Raw genomic sequence first — 17,275 nt, forward strand, 5'->3', positions numbered from 1 at the left:
GCTTTAGCGGAGATGCGAATGTCTGGCAACCGGCTTGTGGTGTACAGTATTCCAAATCCAAGCCGATGACCCGCCCCCACCGTCAGGCAACCGCCTGAAGGGAATGGAAAAGGCCGGTTGAGGATCGTGAGGTTCTTGTTTTGTTCTGTTTCGAGTGCTACCTTTTTTCCCATGAGCCTCGAGCCCGATTCTCTCTTTGATCCCGTGGGTCCCGCCGCTACGGGTCCCACGGCCCGCGCCGCCGGGCAGGCCAAGCCCGGGCGGCGGACGGCTGGACCCAAGGCCAAGGCGGCGCCCCTGGCGGTGAGCGAGCCGCGCGCCAATCGCATCCTCGGGCGCCTTGCCCAAGAGAAGCTTACCCCATCCCCTGTGGTGCCGGCCGCCCTCGACGGGGAGGTCGGGATCGGTGTCGTCGGCGAGCGCCGGCGTGGGCGGGGGGCGGTCTCCAACGCCGCCGGGCGCTTCGAGCCGGCCGCCCGCATCCTGTTCGACGACGGGTGGCAGAGCCTGGAGGACCTGCCGCCCCTACACACGCAGGTGACGGAAGAGCGCGCGCGCACGGTCATCACCCGCAACCAGTCGCCGGATATCGCCTTCGATCGCTCCATCAACGCCTATCGCGGCTGCGAGCACGGCTGCGTCTATTGCTTCGCCCGGCCGACCCACGCCTATCACGGCCTGTCCGCCGGGCTCGACTTCGAGACCAGGCTGTTCGTGAAGCCGGACGCGCCGGAACTGCTGGCGCGGGAGCTGTCCCACCCCTCCTACCAGCCCCGCGTCATTGCCATGGGCACCAACACCGACCCCTACCAGCCCATCGAGAAGCGCTACGAGGTCACCCGCCGCCTGCTGGAGGTGCTGTCGGAGTTCGGCCATCCGGTGGGCATCGTCACCAAGTCCGGGCTGGTGGCGCGCGACATCGACATCCTCGCCCCCATGGCCGAGCGCGGCCTCGTCAAGGTGGCCATCTCCATCACCACCCTCGATCCGCACCTGGCCCGCACCATGGAGCCGCGGGCGGCAAGCCCCCATGTGCGGCTCGGCACCATCCGCCGCCTTGCCGATGCGGGCATTCCCACGGCGGTGCTTGCCGCCCCGCTCATCCCGGCCCTCAACGACATGGAGGTGGAGCGCATCCTCGATGCCGCCAAGGCCGCCGGCGCCAGCGAGGCGGGCTATGTCATGCTGCGCCTGCCGCTGGAGATCGCCGACCTATTCCGCGAATGGCTGGTGACCCATTTCCCGGACAAGGCGCGGCATGTGCTCGGCCTCATCCGCCAGATGCACGGCGGCAAGGACTACGATTCCACCTTCGGCAAGCGGATGCGGGGGGACGGCCCCTATGCCTGGACGGTGGGCCGCCGCTTCGAGATTGCAGCGCGACGGCTCGGCCTTGCGGGGCGCGGGCTGAAGCTGACCACCGCCCATTTCCGCCGCCCCAAGCCGGCCGGGGTGCAACTCGACCTGTTCGACTGAGGACAGGCCGCCGCAACATCCTGTTCAGCGCCCCCGCACCGGAATATCCGCGCCGGGAGACCAAAGCCGAGGGACCCATGCCACCAGCACCTGCGCTTCGCCTCAATCTTGTGACCCTCGGGGTCGGCGACCTTGGCCGCGCCATCGCCTTCTATACCGAGATGGGCCTGGAGCGGCGCGACCTGGACACCCAGGGCGTCGCCTTCTTCCTCGCCGGGCACGTGGTGCTGAGCCTTTACCCGCGCGCCCGCCTGGCCGAGGACGCCACATTGGCCGATACGCCGCCGCAGCGCTTCTACGGCCAGACCCTCGCCTGCAACGTGGCTGCGGAAGGCGAGGTCGCGCTCGTGATCGGCCGCGCGGTGGCGGCTGGGGGCAGACAGGTGAAGCCGGCGCAGAAGGTGTTCTGGGGTGGTACCAGCGGCTATTTCGCGGACCCGGACGGACATTTGTGGGAAGTGGCCCACAATCCCTTCTTCCCGTTCGACGCCGAAGGCCGGCTCGTGGTGCCGGAGCGGGCCGCTTCATGACGACGCATGTGGGAACGAGGCAGCGCCGCGCAGCCGCGCGCAGCAGTCAATTTCGGGCGGCGCCATAGGCGCGCATGAAGACGCGCACCGCCCCCTTCACGGATTTCTCCACCGCCGCAGCCTCGGGCGCGTCGGGTGCGCCGATGAGGGCGGGGATGGTCACCCCGTCCTTGCACAAGGTGAGAAACTGGCTCGCCGCCTGCTCCACGTCCTCGATGTCGAGCACGCCCTGCTCCACCTTGGCGGCGAGATAGACCGACAGGCGCGACACCCCCTCGCAGGGGCCCGCCTCGAAGAAGCGTCGCCCGATGTCGGGAAACTTGGCCGAAATGGCGATCACCGTGCGCAGCAGCGCGATGTTGCTCGGCCGCAGGATGGCGCGGATGAAGGAATAGCCGAGCTTGGTGAGCGCGGTTTCCACGTCCTCTTCCTCGGCATCCACCACGAACATGCGCTCGGCGGTCTCCTCGCACTCGCTTCCCACGAGGGCGGCGAAGAGATCCTCCTTGTTCTCGAAATAGACGTAGAGCGTGCCCTTGGAGACCCCGGCGGCGCGGGCGATGTCGGCCATACTCGCCGCGTCGAAGCCGCGCTCAAAGAACACCCGGCGCGCGCCGGCGAGGATCTGGCTGCGCTTTTCCGGGTCCTGGCCCGCACCATGCCCCGTGTCCCGCGGTTCCGCGTCCCGCGGCTCCGGGCTGCGCGGCTTGAAGTCGGCGCCACCGATGTCGGTCATACTCCCACGTCTCTTTCTTTCCGATCCTACGTTCTTGCGGGATCACAGCACCAGCGCGCAAGCACCGATAGGGCGTCACCGCGACACGCGTGAACAAGGTGACATCGCCGCAACAGGCAGGCCCCACCACAAACCGACCGAACCGTTCAGTTCTCTCTTGCAAAGGCGCCCAGGCTACGCTAAATCCATAAACACCGAACCGAACCGTTCGGTCAATGACGCGGTACCGCAACCCACGTCTTGACCGGACCAGGGGGAGGAGAGCAACGCCCCCGCTCTCCTCCCCCATTTTTCGGGTCCCCATCATACCTCTTCGCGCGCCACGCACCTCCTCGCGCGCCACGCTATCCGGCACCCTGGCCCGCGATGCCGCCGGGCGGCTTTATGCGACATTCCGCCGCATCACCTTGGCCATCGCGCGTCACGGCTTACCTTACCGAAACCGATCCGGGCCCCTCTGGCACAGTTCTGCTGTGCGATGTCGGATCACCGCGTGCTCAGCACTCACCGGAACCTCTGGCCCATGATCGTATCCGACCGGACATGACACTTCCGCGCCCTCCCCGCCGGCGTCGCGCGCTTTTCCTGGTCAATCCCGGCGCGCGCCAGGGCACCGCATCCCTTGGCACGGTGCGCGACCTGCTGGCCCGCGACCTGGACCTGACCGACGTGGACTGGCCTGGCGCGGCCGCGGTCTCCGACACCATCCGCGCCCGTGCCGGCGAGGCCGATCTCGTCATCCTCGGTGGCGGCGACGGCACGCTGAATGCCGCCGCATCCGGCCTCTTCGACACCCAATTGCCCCTCGGCGTGCTGCCCCTGGGCACCGCCAACGATTTCGCGCGCACCCTCGCCATCCCCTTCGACCTTGCGGCCGCTGCCGGCGTGGTCCGGTCGGGCGTGCCGCGGCCCATCGACCTCGGCGAGGTGAACGGCCATCCCTTCCTCAACGTGGCCAGCATCGGTTTTTCCGCCGATCTCGCCCGCGCGTTGACCCAGGAGGCCAAGCGCCGCTTCGGGGTGCTCGGCTATGGCATCGTGGCCGCCCGCCTGCTCCTGCAGTCGCGCCTGTTCACCGCCTTCATCGAGCATGACGCAACGGTGGAAACGGTGCGCACCCTGCAGGTGTCCGTGGGCAACGGCCGGCACTATGGCGGTGGCATGACGGTGGAAGCCTCCGCCACCGCCGACGATGGCAAGCTCGATTTCTACAGCCTGGAAGTGGACCACTGGTGGCGCCTGCTGGCGCTCCTGCCCTCGCTGCGGCAGGGCACGCAGGGGGCGTGGGACGACGTGCGCGCCTTCCGCACGACCGAGGTGGTGGTGCGCACCAGCCGCCCGCGCCCGGTGAACACCGACGGCGAACTCGTCACCTACACCCCTGCCCGGTTCAAGATCCGGCCGGGAGCCATCCGGGTCTATGCACCGCCGGCCCCGGCTTTTTCCTCATCCCCCTCCCCCACCCTCCTAGCTGAAGGTTCTGCCTAGATGGACTACCTCCTTCAACTCGCCGCCGACCCCGCCGCGTGGGTGGCCCTGGTGACGCTGGTGGCCATGGAAGTGGTGCTCGGCATCGACAACCTCATCTTCATCTCCATCCTCACCAACAAGCTGCCGCCCCAGTATCGCACCAAGGCCCGGCGCATCGGCATCGGCCTCGCGCTCATCATGCGCCTTGCGCTACTCGGCACCATCGCCATCATCGTCAAGCTGACGACGCCGATCTTCTCCGTGTTCGACCACGGCTTCTCCTGGCGCGACCTCATCCTCATCGCCGGCGGCCTGTTCCTGGTGTGGAAGGCCACCACGGAAATCCACCACAACGTAGACCCGCGCACCCATGCGGAGGACGTGCAGGAGTCCAAGGTCACCATCGGCTTCACCGCCGCCATCGTGCAGATCCTGATGCTGGACCTCGTCTTCTCCATCGACAGCATCATCACCGCCGTGGGCATGACCGAGCACATCCCGATCATGATCATCGCGGTGATCGCGGCGGTGACCTGCATGCTGCTCGCCGCCGATCCGCTGGCGAAGTTCATCGAGGCCAACCCCACCGTGGTGATGCTGGCGCTGGGCTTCCTCATCATGATCGGCATGACGCTGATCGCGGAAGGCTTCGGCGCCCACGTGCCCAAGGGCTACGTCTATGCGGCCATGGCCTTTTCCGCCGCCATCGAGGCGCTCAACATGCTCGTCCGCAAGCGCCGCCCGGCCGCCGGGGGGCATTGAGCGGCGGCGCCCGAGCCCGCGGCGCGGGCAAATGGCGGCCATCGCACGCCGCCATTTGCGCAAGGCCAATGGCAAGGCGGCGCGCGCCTCTCTATGCTCGCTTCGGGCCGGCCCAGCCGGCCCGATTACGACGTCGAGGTCGAGAATGATCGCCTTGTTTGCCTCCCGCACCGCCGGCACGCTCCCCACGGTGCTCCGCACCGGTTGCGCATCTCCCACGGTGCTCCGCACCTGCTATATATCACCCACGGTGCTCCGCACCTGCTGTGCACTCACCGCCGTGCTGGCCCTCCTTGCCCTGTCGGCGCCCGCCCGCGCCGCGGCCTGCCTGGAGCAGATCGTCACCGTCCAGGCCCAGCTCAAGGCGCGCGAGCCCGCGCCCAAAAAGCCGCCGCCGCAGGAGCAGTCCATCGGCGCCCAGACCGACCGGCAACCGACCCCCGGCTCGCTGGCCGCGGCTGGCCTCACGCCGCCGGACAGCGGCGCCTATGGCGCGCTCAACCAGGCCATCAACCTCCAGGCCGGCGGCGACGAGGCCGGCTGCCTCAAGGCCCTCGCCGAGGCGCGCCGTCTGGGCGGGCTGAACTGAGTCATACCCATGGCCCGTGAGCTTGGCTCATGGGCCATGGGTCAAGCCCGCGCGGCGCCTGAGCGTCATCCACCCCACCTGGCATCGGTCGAAGACAAAGGCCGATGGTGTCAGCCCGGATCTTCCCGGGCGCAGGGTGGACCGGCCTGCGTCAGAGACGGTCGCGCAGGGCGTAATAGCTGAGGCCCGCCACCAGCAGCGGGTAGCGCATGAGCCGGCCGCCGGGAAACGCCGGCACCGGCAGGCGCTGGAGCAGGTCGAAGCGCTCCAGCTGCCCCTTGACCGCCTCGGCCAGGATCTTGCCGAACAGGGGCGCCAGCGCCACCCCCTGACCGCTGTAGCCGGCCGAGACCAGCACCTTTTCCGACAGCCGGCGCACGAACGGCATGCGGTTGAGGGTAATGGCGAGCACTCCGCCCCAGGCATAGTCGATGCGCACATCCTGGAGCTGCGGGAAGATGCGCAGCATGTAGGGCCGCACGAATCCGGCCACGTCCGTGCGCAGCCCCCGCCGGTAGCTCTCGCCGCCGCCGAACAGCAGCCGGCCGTCGCCGCTCAGCCGGAAATAATTGATGACGAAGCGGCTGTCCGCCACCGCCGCGTCGTTGGCGATGATCTCCCGCGCCCGCGCCCCCAGGGGCTCGGTGGCGATGATGTAGTTGCAGATGGGCATGACATGGGTGTCCACCCGCTTGTCGAAGCCGTCCATGAGGCCGTTGCCGCATTCGAGCAGGAAGTCGGCGCGCACCATGCCGCCGCCCGCGGTGGTGACGGTGACCCCTGCCCCCTCCTCCTTCACGCCTGCTGCGCGCGTGCCCTCGAAGATCCGCGCGCCGGCCCCGGCAGCGGCCCTGGCGAGGCCGAGGGCGAAGTTGAGCGGGTGAAGATGGCCCGCTCCCCGGTCGATCACCCCGCCATGATAGGCCTCGGTGCCCACCAGGGCGCGAAGCTCCTCGCGCGTCAGCGGGTCCACCGCGGCATAGCCGTAGCGTTCCCGCAGCAGGCGCGCGTAATCGTGGCTCTCCTTGACGAAGTGCGGCTTGTGGTCGGCATGGATGAGGCCGCTCTTCAGGTCGCAGGCGATGGTGTGGCGCGCGATCAGGCCCTTCACCAGCGCCTTGCCCTCCTCGGCGAGGTCCCACAGCTTCTTCGCATCGTCGAGGCCCACGGCCTTTTCGAGCACGTCCTGGCCGTGGCGCTGGCCGGAATGAAGCTGCCCGCCATTGCGGCCGGACGCGCCCGAGCCGACCCGCGCCGCCTCCAGCACCACCACGTCGAAGCCGGCCTCCGCCAGATGCAAGGCGGCGGACAGGCCGGTGTAGCCGCCGCCGAGGATGCACACGTCCGCCGTCACCTCGCCCTGGAGCGCGGGAAAGGCGGGACAGGCGATGGCCGTCGCCGTGTACCAGGACGCCGCGTGGCCAGCGGGGTCGAGCACCGCCGGCGGCGGGGATTGAGCCTCGTCCACCACGCGCCCCTTCAGACGTTCAGCAGCAGATATTCCCGCTCCCACGGCGAGATGACCCGCATGAAGGTTTCGAACTCCGCCTGCTTCACCGCCGCATAGGCGGCAACGAAGCGATGGCCGAGCACCTCGGCGAGGGGCTCGCTGTCCGAAAAGGCCGCCACCGCCTCCAGCAGGCCGCGCGGCAGGTCGAAGTCGAGATTCTTCGCGTCGCCTTCCAGCGGGTCGGTGGCGCGCAGATGCTCGGTCATGCCCAGATAGCCGCAGGCGAGCGAGGCCGCGATGGCCAGATAGGGATTCGCGTCGGAGGACGGCACCCGGTTCTCCAGCCGCCGCGCCTCGGGGGTGGAGGGCGGCACGCGCAGGCCCGCGGTGCGGTTGTCGTAGCCCCATTGCAGGTTGATGGGCGCCATGGAATCGCGCGTCAGCCGGCGGTAGGAATTCACATAGGGCGCCATGATGCACATGACGGACGGCAGGTATTTCTGCTGCCCGGCGATGAAGGAGAAGAATTCCGGCGTCGGGCCGCCCTCGTCGTCGGAGAAGATGTTCTTGCCGGTCTGCGTCGAGATGATCGACTGGTGGATGTGCATGGCGCTGCCCGGCTCGTTGGCGATGGGCTTGGCCATGAAGGTGGCGTAGATCTTGTGCGCCAGCGCCGCCTCGCGGATGGTGCGCTTGAACAGGAACACCTGATCGGCCAGCGTCAGCGGATCGCCGTGGCGCAGGTTGATTTCCATCTGCGCGGCGCCGTCCTCGTGGATCAGCGTGTCGATCTCCAGCCCCTGGGCTTCCGAATAATCGTAGATGTCCTCGAACAGGGCATCGAACTCGTTCACCGCCTGGATGGAATAGGACTGCCGGCCGATCTCGGGGCGTCCCGAGCGGCCCACCGGCGGCTTCAGCGGATAGTCGGGATCGGTGTTGGGCTCCACCAGGTAAAATTCGATCTCCGGCGCCACCACCGGCTTCCAGCCCTTCTTCTCGTAGAGCGAGATGACGTGGCGCAGCACCTGGCGGGGCGCCAGCTCCACCGGGCGGCCGTCGCGATGGAAGGCGTCGTGGATCACCTGGGCGGTGGGGTCCTGCGCCCACGGCACCGAGCACAGGGTGGCAAGGTCCGGCTCCATCACCAGGTCGCTGTCGGCCACCACCGAATCCACCAGCCCCTCGTAATCGGGATACTCGCCCGAAATGGTCTGGAAGAAGACCGACAGGGGCAGGTTCATCACCGGGGAGGAGAAGAATTTCGAGGCCGGCATGATCTTGCCGCGGGCCACGCCCGCAAGATCGGGGACGGTGCACTCGATCTCGGTGATGCCCCGGCCGGCCATCCAGGCCCTGGCCTCGGTGAGAGAGCTGACACCCCGCGGCGCCGTCACCGGAGTCTTTTGCGCGCCCTTGCTGCGTTTCGCCATGATGTCCTCGCGCGTGAACCGCTCACGCCCCGTGAGGGAACACCTGCGCCCTAGCGGGTGTCAACGCGGACCGTCGCAGCCGCGCCCCGTCTGCGGCCGCGACCATCGTCCCGCTCCGGGACTGCACGGGAACAAGCATCGAACGAATCACGATCGAATCGGACCACCCCCCAGGTTCCCGCTTCGCCCCCTACGACCTGTAGGGGTGCGGCGGGCCGCACGGCGGATTCAGCCTGCCCGCCCTCAGGGGCGCGGCGCGTTGACCGGGACGGTGCCCGACTTGGCCTGCGTCTCGAACGACGATGCCGCCAGCACCGCGGTGCCGATCATGGTGGCCACGGACACCTTGAAGGGCGCCAGCAGGCGGGTACCGGCGATGGGCACCAGCCAGACCTGCATGTCCTTGTTCTCTTGCATATATTTCACGGTGGAACGGGTCGGCCGATGGCCGGCCACCGGGCTGTAGCGCACCGAGCACACCACCGCGGGGCCGGCATAGCCCTCGGTCTTCACCTTCTCCGCCCGCAGGAACGAGAGCTTCAGGTCGTAGCGCTGGCGGCCGTCGAACACCGGAATCGCGCGGTCGCAGGCGGCGGCGGAGATGAGGTCGGCGGTGCCGGGCACAAGGATGAAGGCCCCGCTCATGGGATCGATGACGTTCTGCAGCGCATCGGCGGTCAGCGGCACCCGGTCGGGCACCGGCTTCAGCGGCGGTTCCACGTCCATGTCCTTGACCGCGCCGCCGGCGATGGTGATGCGGGCGGTCTCGGCCTTGCCGTCGGCCTCCGCGTTCATGGCATAGATGCGGGGCGTCATCCGGCCGCCCGACAGCACCCCGCGCGACGCGGCGACGCCCTTGCCGGATGACACCGCGCGCAGCACGCCGGTGACCCGGGCGGCGCCGGTGATTTCATAGGCCGTGTCGCCCGCCTCCACCACGATGGAGCCGCGCCCGAGTTCCACGCTGCCCACCGTGAGCGTGTATTTGGCTTCAAGGCGCCCGTCGGCTCGGGCTGCACCGGGCCACGCCAGGAGCGGGCCGGCAAAAAGGGCGGCGGCGAAAAGGGCGCCGGCAGCGACCGGAGGACGCGCGGACGGGAAGGCGGAACGGGCGGAGGTCATCAGGTGCGTCCGTGGCCGGGAGGCCGGTTGCCCACGGGAAAGGCCCGCAGATCGGCGGTATTGTTACTGATGCGCAGGGAACGCGGCTGAACTGTGGCTCGCTTCCCGCCGGGAAAACCCCGCCTCGGTGCCGCAAGAACGCCCCGCGAATCCTCATGGGTCATTGACTTTACGACCGTTTGTCACGATCTTTCCAGCCTACCCTGAGACGTAGGTCACATGGACGACGGCAGGAGCCGGCGCCGTGGCCTATTCGCCTCGGGTATTTCGTCAATGTCTGAGGAGTGAAAAGCCATTCGTCGCCCCATGAGACCCGTAGCGCCGGAGAAGGATGGTCCGCGCATCAACGAGGAAATCCGCATCCGCGAAGTCCAGCTGATCGACCAGGATGGGCAAAACCGCGGCGTGGTGGCCATTCGCGATGCTCTCACCCTTGCGCAGGAAGCCGGCCTCGACCTTGTCGAGATCTCGCCCAATTCCGCGCCCCCCGTCTGCAAGATCCTCGACTACGGCCGGTTCAAATACCAGAACCAGAAGAAGGCGAGCGAGGCCCGCAAGAAGCAGAAGGTGGTGGAGGTCAAGGAAATCAAGCTCCGCCCCGGCATCGACACCCACGATTACGAGGTCAAGATGCGCTCCATGGAGCGCTTCTTTGAGGAAGGCGACAAGGTGAAGGTCACCCTGCGCTTCCGCGGCCGCGAGATGGCCCACCAGGACATCGGCTTCAAGCTGCTTCAGAAGCTGAAGGAGGATGTCGCCGCCATCGCCAAGGTGGAGGCCGAGCCCATGCTGGAAGGCCGGCAGATGATCATGATCCTGTCACCCCGCTGATTTTGCAGGTGATTTTGCAGGTGATCCTCTCGCGCAGCTGATCTTTTCGCACGGAAGGATCATTCAAGCACCCAAGAGCCCGTTCGGATCAGATTGCGCCGCGATCTGATCCGAACGGGCTCTTTTTTTGACCCATCGGTTCTACGTTCGGCAGCGGACGGAAGCGTCGCTTTTCGCAGCGCCGGCACGGACCGGTTGTGCGACATTCTTCGCACACGGTGCGGACGGAATGCCCGCAACCCGCATGTTGATACCGCCGTCGTCGGCAGGCCGATTGAAATCGAGTTGCGGCACAGGGGCAGTTTGCTAGACACGGATTATTCCAATTCGTGCTTGCGGCCTGAATGCTGGTTCTGCTCATCAACCTTGCCCGACGACCGGATCGCCTCGCCTTCGTGCGCAACCAGCTGGACGCGCTGGACATTGCGTTCGAGCGGATCGAGGCCATCGATGGCAAGGCCGTGGATGTGGGGCCGGGCACCGACCTCATCTCCCCGGTGGAGCGCGCCTGCGCCCTCAGCCATCGCAAGGCCTGGACGCGCTTCCTCGACAGCGGCGAGAGCCATTGCCTCATCCTCGAGGACGACGTGCTCGTCGCGCCGCAGACCAAGCGCTTCGTCGCGGATCCGCGCGCCTTCCCCAAGGGGGCCGAAATCCTGCGGCTGGAGACCCGGTTGCAGCATTCGGTTCTGGGACGCGGCCGGCGGTGCGGCCCGCCCGGCTTCAAGGCGCACCCCCTGGTGTCGCGGCACCACGGCTGCGCCGCCTATGTCATCACCCGCGCCTTCGCCGAGCGGGCGGTGCGCGATCTCACCGCGTTCGCCGAGCCGGTGGACGAGGTTCTGTTCCAGGTCGCAAGCCCGAACTATTATCCGAACGTCACCTCCCAGCTCCGGCCCGGGGTGTGCCTCCAGGCGGAGCTGTACGAGCCGGCGCAAAGCGCGCCCATCGCCAGGTCAGACCTGGAGATGGATCGCCGCACCCGCTTTCCCCGGCACGAGCCGGGCGTAAAGATCAGGGTGCAGCGTTCGTTCGCGAAAAAATGTCTGCGCGAGGTTGCCCGCTGGTGGCGCCGAAGCAGGGCCAAGGCGGAGTTTCTCTATGCACGGTTCATTGTCGGACGCGTCTTGCGCGACGTCCCCTTCGCCGGCGGGGTCCTCCCGGTTGCTGCCGCCGCGCTTTCTGTTTCTGGAAGTGAACAAGCGATGCAACCTGAAGTGCAAGCATTGTGACTTCTGGCAACGGACCGATGACGACCGAGAAAATTACCTCTCCGTCGCCGCCCGCTCCCAGCTGATCGCCGAGTTCTCGCAGATCAGTCCCAACGGCAACGTGGTGATCTGCGGCGGCGAGCCCATGCTGGACCTGGAAGATTACTTCACCCTGGCGAAGGCGTGCCGCAGCAACGGCCTCAACGCCCTCTCGGTGGTCAACGGCACGCGCATCCGCGAGGACAAGCTGGCCGAACGCATGATCCTCGAAGGGCCGCACGAGATTTCCATCTCGCTCAACAGCCCCTTCCCGGCGCAGCATGACGAGACCCGCGGCGTGCCCGGCGCCTTCGACAAGGCGGTCCGCGCCCTGCGGCTGCTGGTGGCCGCGCGCCAGCGCCTGAACGCCCAGGACAAGACCCGCATCTATGTGATGGGGCTCATCTTCGGCGACAACTACCGCTCCATCGACGCCTTCTACGATCTGGTCCTGAACCACATCGGCGCCGACAAGCTGAAGCTGAACTTCCTCCAGCCCAGCTTCGGCAAGGCCGGCGAGCAGGACCCCTTCTTCGCCGCCCAGACCGAAGTGGACCCCGACGAGATCGTGGCGATCCTCAACCGCTGCAACACCAAGTACGGCCTTGGCTACAACCCTTTGTGGGTTGCGCAGGTGGGCATGTATTTCCGCTCGCTCTCCGGCGCGCAGGACCTCGACCGCGGCTGGGGCTCCAAGACCACGACGCAGGAGCACATCTGCAACTCCTATGACCGCAACATCATGGTCAACCATTACGGCGTGGCGCGGCTGTGCTTTTCCGGCGGCTTTCCCGGCAAGACCCTGGAGCGGGCCGGCGACCTGAAGCGCTTCTGGCTCGGCGCCGACGACATCCGCAAGCTGATGCGTTCCTGCAACCAGTTCTGCGGCATCAGCCATTCCGTGAAGCGCGAGAGCAGCACCGTGGCGGGCCGGCAGAAGATGCTCGACCACCAGGCCAATGCCGCTCCCATGCGGCCCGACCTCGGGATCGCCAGCGACCTCACCTGGAAGATCATGTCGGGCATCCAGGCCGTGGCCCGCTTCACCGAGCGGCCATTGCCCTGATCACGTCGTGAGCCGCGCAACCCGCATGCCTACATAGGTATTGCGTTACAAGGAAGGCTTGCTAGAAGTTGCTCAATTCTAAATTGCACCATTCCGCAGGCTCATGCTGATTCTCGTCATCAACCTGGCGCGTCGACCTGATCGCCTTGCATTCATGCGCAGCCAGCTCGATGCCCTGGGGCTGGCGTTCGAGCGGATCGAAGCCATCGATGGGCAACAGGAGGATGTGGGGCCGGGCACGGACCTGATCACCCCCGTAGAGATTGCGTGCGCCATGAGCCATCGCATGGCGTGGCAGCGGTTTCTGGCCAGCGGCGAGCCGCTCTGCCTCATCCTTGAGGATGACGTGCTGATTGCGCCAGGAGCCAAGCTCCTGCTCGACGCTCCGCATCGCCTGCCCCGGGACGCGGACATCGTGCGGCTGGAAACCGGGCTGCAGCGTTCGCTGATCGGGTCCGGACGGCGGTTCGGGCTGGCCGGACACCGGGCCCATCTGCTCCATTCACGTCATCATGGCAGCGCCGCGTACATCATCACCCGCGCCTGCGCGGAACGCGCCGTGCGCGACCTGACGGCCTTCGCCGAGCCGATAGATGACATCATGTTCGCGGTGAACAGCCCCAACCACTTTCCCAGCGTCCGGTACCAGATTCGCCCGGGCCTTTGTCTCCAGGCGGATCTTTACGAACCGACCCGACAAAGCGACCTCGCCCGGTCGGACCTGGAGCCGGATCGATTTCGCCGCTGGACCCCGCCACCCGTGGTCCAGCGGGCGAAGGTGAAGCGATCTGTCCTGGAAAAGTGCCTGCGCGAGGTCGGACGCTGGCGGCGCCGAAGCGTCGGTGCCGCAGAACTGGTCTACACGCGCATGGTTGTCGGGCGCGCCTGGCGGGTCATTCCCTTTTCCGGCACCGGTCTCCCGGCACCCGTGGCACTTTCCGCGCCGGACGTGAAGGAGACAGGCGTTCCGGCACCGGCGAAACACTGAAAACGAGCCCGGCGCCAAGCGCCGGGCCTCATGTGCTCAAGCTCCGCCCCGTTCACGGGCAGGGGTGCTGATATCCGTCATAGCCGGTGTAGGTGCCGGTCGCCGGGTTGTAGGAGCGGAAGCGCTGTATGCAATACGCCACCGCATCGTCGCCGTAGACCGGCTCGGCCGTCGCCGCCACGGCACCCAGGGCTAGGCCGCTGGCGACGCCGAGGGCGATCCACCCGCCGTTGTTGTTGTAATAGCCCCAGCCCCAGCCCGGCCGATACCAGCCCCAGCCTGGACGCCACGCCCCCGGACCCCATGCGCCGGGCGGCGGCCGCCAGCCCGGATGGCCCCAGCCCGGCCCACCGCCGGGACCCCAGCCCGGACGTCCCGGACCCCAGCCCGGGCGCACGGGTCCGGGACGAAAGCCGGGACCGCCGGTCACGTAACGCGGCCCGCCGACCCGCGGCGCGATATAACGGGCGCCGCCATAGCGAGGAGCGCCCATGTAACGGGCGCCACCGCCATAGCGCGGTCCCACCATACGCGGACCGGCCATGCGCGGTCCTGCCCCCATCCGGGGACCGCCCATCCGGGGGCCGCCCATGCGCGGGCCGCCCATGCGCGCGCCACCACCGCGATAGCCGCCGCCGCCGCGGTAGCCGACAATATCCGCCGTCGCGGCGGCGCCCTGCATATCGGCGTTGACGAGACCGAGCCGCAGCGCCTGCGCGCTGACGGGGCTTGCGGAAAACGAGAGCATGCTACCAGCGACCATGGCGGCCGCGAGCAGTGCCACTCTTTTTGTTCCGAACATGATGCTCACTCCCTCTACGCGATACAGGCTCGGCTTAATTTATGTCGTTTGTTTCGCCGGATCGTCGACAACCTACGGCGACAACGCGGCGAACGTATTGCCGTTGCTCAAATTCCGGCCGCTCGCGTTCAAGCCTGCGTGACGGTGCGGCACACAAACTCCACCGCGCCGCAGCACCCGCCCGCGGCCACGGGGCCGGCCGGCGCTTGCCTTTCAGCCTGCCGGCGCTTGCCTTTCGCGTCTTCCTCCTGTAACGACTTTCGCCTTCGAGCCGGCCGGCGAACAAGGGCTGCCGCGCTGGCTCATATCGCTCAACAGCAACAAGAGGCTGAGCGTTCCCCGCCGCAAGGCGTGGCGAACCTATGCCACGGAGAGCCAAATGCCCAAGATGAAGACCAAGTCGGGAGCCAAGAAACGCTTCCGCCTGACGGGTACGGGAAAAGTGATCGCGGCCCAGGCCGGCAAGCGCCACGGCATGATCAAGCGGACCAACAACCAGATCCGCAACCAGCGCGGCACGACCATCCTCGCCGAGTGCGATGGACGGATCATCCGCAAGTCGTTCCTGCCGAACGGCTGACGCCGCACCGCGATCTGAAGGAGTTTTTCCATGGCCCGCGTCAAACGTGGCGTTACTTCCCACGCCAAGCATAAGAAGGTCTTCGAAGCCGCCAAGGGCTTTTACGGCCGTCGCAAGAATACCATCCGCGCTGCGAAGTCCGCCGTCGAACGGTCGATGCAGTATGCCTACCGCGATCGCAAGGTTAAGAAGCGCAACTTCCGTGCGCTCTGGATCCAGCGCATCAACGCCGGTGTGCGCGCGCTCGATCTCGACCTGACCTATTCGCGCTTTATCAACGGTCTCGACAAGGCCGGGATCGAGGTCGACCGCAAGGTGCTCTCGGATATCGCCATCCACGAGCCCGACGCGTTCAAGGCCCTGGTGGAAAAGGCCAAGGCCGCCCTGGCCTGAGCTTCCGCCCGTCTTTGCGAGACCTTCAAGAGCCCCGTGCGGTCATCCGTCCGGGGCTTTTGCGTTTGGGCGGCCCGCGTCTATAAGCGGCGCAACAGTCCGCAGGCCGCGCCCGACCGACCCCGCGCGGTCCAGAACTTCAAGAGCATCCACATGTCCGACATCGACGTGACCGACCAGAGCGCCATCGCGGACCTGGAGCAGGACATCTCGGCCGCCATCATGCGCACCGAGGATGAAGCCGGCCTCGAGGAGGTGCGCATCGCCGCCCTCGGCAAGAAGGGCTCGGTTTCGGACCTGCTCAAGTCGCTGGGCGCCATGAGCCCGGATGAGCGCAAGGTGATGGGCCCGGCCATCAACGGCCTGCGCGACCGGGTGACCGGCCTCATCACCCACCGCCGCTCGGCGCTGAAGACCAAGGCGCTGGAAGCCCGCCTCGCCACCGAGACGGTGGACGTGACCCTGCCGGTCCGCGAGGCCGCCGCCGAGACCGGGCGCGTCCACCCCATCGCCCAGGTGATGGAAGAGCTGACCGCCATCTTCGCCGACATGGGCTTCTCGGTGGCCGAGGGTCCGGACATCGAGGACGATTTCCACAATTTCACCGCGCTGAACTTCCCCCCCGGCCATCCGGCGCGGGAGATGCACGATACCTTCTTCCTGCCCCCCGGCGCGGACGGGCAGCGCAAGGTGCTGCGCACCCACACCTCCCCGGTGCAGGTGCGCACCATGCAGACCAAGACGCCGCCCATCCGCGTCATCTGCCCCGGCCGCACCTATCGCTGCGACAGTGACCAGACCCACACCCCCATGTTCCACCAGGTGGAGGGGCTGGTGATCGACAAGGGCGCGCACCTCGGCCACCTGAAGTGGATTTTGGAGGAGTTCTGCAAATCCTTCTTCGAGGTGGAGGGCGTGAAGATGCGCTTCCGCCCGTCCTTCTTCCCCTTCACCGAGCCCAGCATGGAAGTGGACATCCAGTGCGACCGCTCCCGCCCCGGCGAGATCCGCTTCGGCGAGGGCTCGGACTGGCTGGAGATCCTCGGCTGCGGCATGGTGCATCCCAATGTGCTGCGCAATTGCGGGCTGGACCCGGACGAATACCAGGGCTTTGCCTGGGGCATGGGCATCGACCGCATCGCCATGCTGAAATACGGCATGAGCGACCTGCGCGCCTTCTTCGAGGCCGACGTGCGCTGGCTCTCCCATTACGGCTTCCGCCCGCTGGATTTCCCCACGCTGGCGGGGGGATTGAGCGCGTAGGGGCGAGAGAGCCAGCGGAAAAAGCCCTCTCCCGCTTGCGGGGGAGGGTTGGGAGGGGGCAGAGCGCCACGGCTGGAGCAAAGGCCATGGACGACGAGCAGAGGCCGAACTGGCGCGTGTCTCGCGGCCTCAGAACCCGAGCGCGGACCCTGCGCGAAACGCTCACCGACGCCGAACGGCGGCTGTGGGGCGAACTGCGCGGCCATCGGCTCGGCGGCCTCAGCTTCCGGCGGCAATATCCGGTGGGACCCTATGTGGTCGATTTCGTCTGCCTGCCGGCAAGCCTCGTGATCGAGGTGGATGGCGGCCAGCATTATGAGCCTGCCGGGCAGGCGAAGGATCAGCGGCGCGACCTTTTCCTCGCCGACAAGGGTTTTACGGTGCTGCGATTTTCCAACCTCGACGTGCTGAACACCATGAGCGGCGTGCTCGAAACCATACGTGCTGCTGCCACTGGCGGCCTGCCCCCTCCCCAGCCCTCCCCCGCAAGCGGGAGAGGGAGCAAACAGTGAAAGCCCTTTGCCGCTTGCGGGG

18 protein-coding genes are annotated in these 17,275 nt (G+C 67.3%); 13 read left to right on the top strand and 5 right to left on the bottom strand.

Annotated elements, in window-relative coordinates; genetic code table 11:
- Positions 1-171: 171 nt before the first annotated feature.
- The gene (locus V5F48_RS13695; RefSeq protein WP_394259161.1) at positions 172-1,476 is read left to right on the top strand and encodes a PA0069 family radical SAM protein; all 1,305 of its coding nucleotides are present in this window, start codon (positions 172-174) and stop codon (positions 1,474-1,476) included.
- Between the two features lie 77 nt (positions 1,477-1,553).
- Complete coding sequence (locus tag V5F48_RS13700; RefSeq protein WP_394259162.1) at positions 1,554-2,006, top strand: VOC family protein; 453 nt, start codon at positions 1,554-1,556, stop codon at positions 2,004-2,006.
- Positions 2,007-2,052: 46 nt separating this feature from the next.
- Here V5F48_RS13700 and V5F48_RS13705 read toward each other — a convergent pair whose 3' ends face one another.
- On the bottom strand, positions 2,053-2,742 hold the full coding sequence (locus tag V5F48_RS13705) for a TetR/AcrR family transcriptional regulator (protein WP_394109201.1): 690 nt from the start codon (positions 2,740-2,742) through the stop codon (positions 2,053-2,055).
- Between the two features lie 543 nt (positions 2,743-3,285).
- Between V5F48_RS13705 and V5F48_RS13710 the strand changes: the two genes are divergently transcribed.
- The 3 genes from V5F48_RS13710 (at position 3,286) to V5F48_RS13720 (ending at position 5,563) form a co-directional block, all read left to right on the top strand.
- Positions 3,286-4,230, top strand: coding sequence for a lipid kinase (locus V5F48_RS13710; RefSeq protein ID WP_394259163.1), 945 nt, complete (start codon positions 3,286-3,288; stop codon positions 4,228-4,230).
- Positions 4,231-4,974, top strand: coding sequence for a TerC family protein (locus V5F48_RS13715; protein WP_394109203.1), 744 nt, complete (start codon positions 4,231-4,233; stop codon positions 4,972-4,974). It begins immediately after the preceding gene.
- A 145-nt stretch (positions 4,975-5,119) separates the two neighbouring features.
- Positions 5,120-5,563 (top strand): hypothetical protein, encoded by a 444-nt coding sequence (locus tag V5F48_RS13720; RefSeq protein ID WP_394259164.1) that lies wholly within the window; start codon positions 5,120-5,122, stop codon positions 5,561-5,563.
- A gap of 151 nt (positions 5,564-5,714) precedes the next feature.
- Here V5F48_RS13720 and V5F48_RS13725 read toward each other — a convergent pair whose 3' ends face one another.
- From V5F48_RS13725 to V5F48_RS13735, 3 genes are all read right to left on the bottom strand, one after another.
- The gene (locus tag V5F48_RS13725) at positions 5,715-7,034 is read right to left on the bottom strand and encodes an NAD(P)/FAD-dependent oxidoreductase (RefSeq protein WP_394259165.1); all 1,320 of its coding nucleotides are present in this window, start codon (positions 7,032-7,034) and stop codon (positions 5,715-5,717) included.
- Between the two features lie 8 nt (positions 7,035-7,042).
- Complete coding sequence (locus V5F48_RS13730; RefSeq protein ID WP_394109206.1) at positions 7,043-8,446, bottom strand: glutamine synthetase family protein; 1,404 nt, start codon at positions 8,444-8,446, stop codon at positions 7,043-7,045.
- Positions 8,447-8,689: 243 nt separating this feature from the next.
- The gene (locus tag V5F48_RS13735) at positions 8,690-9,568 is read right to left on the bottom strand and encodes a DUF3108 domain-containing protein (RefSeq protein ID WP_394259166.1); all 879 of its coding nucleotides are present in this window, start codon (positions 9,566-9,568) and stop codon (positions 8,690-8,692) included.
- A gap of 306 nt (positions 9,569-9,874) precedes the next feature.
- Here V5F48_RS13735 and infC point away from each other — a divergent pair, with 306 nt between their 5' ends.
- The 4 genes from infC (at position 9,875) to V5F48_RS13755 (ending at position 13,703) form a co-directional block, all read left to right on the top strand.
- Positions 9,875-10,399, top strand: coding sequence for a translation initiation factor IF-3 (gene infC / locus V5F48_RS13740; RefSeq protein ID WP_394109208.1), 525 nt, complete (start codon positions 9,875-9,877; stop codon positions 10,397-10,399).
- Between the two features lie 344 nt (positions 10,400-10,743).
- A complete protein-coding gene (locus V5F48_RS13745) occupies positions 10,744-11,631 on the top strand; it encodes a glycosyltransferase family 25 protein (protein ID WP_394259167.1) in 888 nt (295 codons plus the stop codon).
- A complete protein-coding gene (locus tag V5F48_RS13750; RefSeq protein WP_394259168.1) occupies positions 11,594-12,715 on the top strand; it encodes a radical SAM protein in 1,122 nt (373 codons plus the stop codon). Before V5F48_RS13745 ends, V5F48_RS13750 begins: the two co-directional genes overlap by 38 nt.
- A 103-nt stretch (positions 12,716-12,818) precedes the next feature.
- Positions 12,819-13,703, top strand: coding sequence for a glycosyltransferase family 25 protein (locus tag V5F48_RS13755; RefSeq protein ID WP_394259169.1), 885 nt, complete (start codon positions 12,819-12,821; stop codon positions 13,701-13,703).
- 52 nt (positions 13,704-13,755) lie between these two features.
- On the opposite strand, the gene V5F48_RS13760 is transcribed toward V5F48_RS13755, so the two are convergent.
- Positions 13,756-14,487: a BA14K family protein gene (locus V5F48_RS13760; protein WP_394259170.1), complete on the bottom strand. Its 732-nt coding sequence runs from the start codon at positions 14,485-14,487 to the stop codon at positions 13,756-13,758.
- A 397-nt stretch (positions 14,488-14,884) separates the two neighbouring features.
- Between V5F48_RS13760 and rpmI the strand changes: the two genes are divergently transcribed.
- The 4 genes from rpmI (at position 14,885) to V5F48_RS13780 (ending at position 17,253) form a co-directional block, all read left to right on the top strand.
- Positions 14,885-15,085, top strand: a complete 201-nt coding sequence (gene rpmI / locus V5F48_RS13765; RefSeq protein ID WP_282891848.1) for a 50S ribosomal protein L35 — start codon at positions 14,885-14,887, stop codon at positions 15,083-15,085.
- A gap of 30 nt (positions 15,086-15,115) precedes the next feature.
- Complete coding sequence (gene rplT / locus V5F48_RS13770; RefSeq protein ID WP_138398293.1) at positions 15,116-15,478, top strand: 50S ribosomal protein L20; 363 nt, start codon at positions 15,116-15,118, stop codon at positions 15,476-15,478.
- 153 nt (positions 15,479-15,631) lie between these two features.
- Entirely contained in the window at positions 15,632-16,741 is a 1,110-nt protein-coding gene (pheS, locus tag V5F48_RS13775; RefSeq protein ID WP_394109213.1) for a phenylalanine--tRNA ligase subunit alpha, read from the top strand.
- 86 nt (positions 16,742-16,827) lie between these two features.
- Positions 16,828-17,253, top strand: coding sequence for an endonuclease domain-containing protein (locus tag V5F48_RS13780; RefSeq protein WP_394259171.1), 426 nt, complete (start codon positions 16,828-16,830; stop codon positions 17,251-17,253).
- The last annotated feature ends 22 nt before the right edge of the window (positions 17,254-17,275 follow it).

Source organism: Xanthobacter autotrophicus ATCC 700552, assembly GCF_043194565.1.
Lineage (GTDB): Bacteria > Pseudomonadota > Alphaproteobacteria > Rhizobiales > Xanthobacteraceae > Xanthobacter > Xanthobacter autotrophicus_F.

Excerpts from the sequence above, each read along its gene's own strand:
- V5F48_RS13695 (WP_394259161.1), top strand. The coding sequence starts at position 172 with ATGAGCCTCGAGCCCGATTCTCTCTTTGATCCCGTGGGTCCCGCCGCT.
- V5F48_RS13700 (WP_394259162.1), top strand. The coding sequence starts at position 1,554 with ATGCCACCAGCACCTGCGCTTCGCCTCAATCTTGTGACCCTCGGGGTC.
- V5F48_RS13705 (WP_394109201.1), bottom strand. The coding sequence starts at position 2,742 with ATGACCGACATCGGTGGCGCCGACTTCAAGCCGCGCAGCCCGGAGCCG.
- V5F48_RS13710 (WP_394259163.1), top strand. The coding sequence starts at position 3,286 with ATGACACTTCCGCGCCCTCCCCGCCGGCGTCGCGCGCTTTTCCTGGTC.
- V5F48_RS13715 (WP_394109203.1), top strand. The coding sequence starts at position 4,231 with ATGGACTACCTCCTTCAACTCGCCGCCGACCCCGCCGCGTGGGTGGCC.
- V5F48_RS13720 (WP_394259164.1), top strand. The coding sequence starts at position 5,120 with ATGATCGCCTTGTTTGCCTCCCGCACCGCCGGCACGCTCCCCACGGTG.
- V5F48_RS13730 (WP_394109206.1), bottom strand. The coding sequence starts at position 8,446 with ATGGCGAAACGCAGCAAGGGCGCGCAAAAGACTCCGGTGACGGCGCCG.
- V5F48_RS13735 (WP_394259166.1), bottom strand. The coding sequence starts at position 9,568 with ATGACCTCCGCCCGTTCCGCCTTCCCGTCCGCGCGTCCTCCGGTCGCT.
- infC (WP_394109208.1), top strand. The coding sequence starts at position 9,875 with ATGAGACCCGTAGCGCCGGAGAAGGATGGTCCGCGCATCAACGAGGAA.
- V5F48_RS13745 (WP_394259167.1), top strand. The coding sequence starts at position 10,744 with ATGCTGGTTCTGCTCATCAACCTTGCCCGACGACCGGATCGCCTCGCC.
- V5F48_RS13755 (WP_394259169.1), top strand. The coding sequence starts at position 12,819 with ATGCTGATTCTCGTCATCAACCTGGCGCGTCGACCTGATCGCCTTGCA.
- rpmI (WP_282891848.1), top strand. The coding sequence starts at position 14,885 with ATGCCCAAGATGAAGACCAAGTCGGGAGCCAAGAAACGCTTCCGCCTG.
- rplT (WP_138398293.1), top strand. The coding sequence starts at position 15,116 with ATGGCCCGCGTCAAACGTGGCGTTACTTCCCACGCCAAGCATAAGAAG.
- pheS (WP_394109213.1), top strand. The coding sequence starts at position 15,632 with ATGTCCGACATCGACGTGACCGACCAGAGCGCCATCGCGGACCTGGAG.
- V5F48_RS13780 (WP_394259171.1), top strand. The coding sequence starts at position 16,828 with ATGGACGACGAGCAGAGGCCGAACTGGCGCGTGTCTCGCGGCCTCAGA.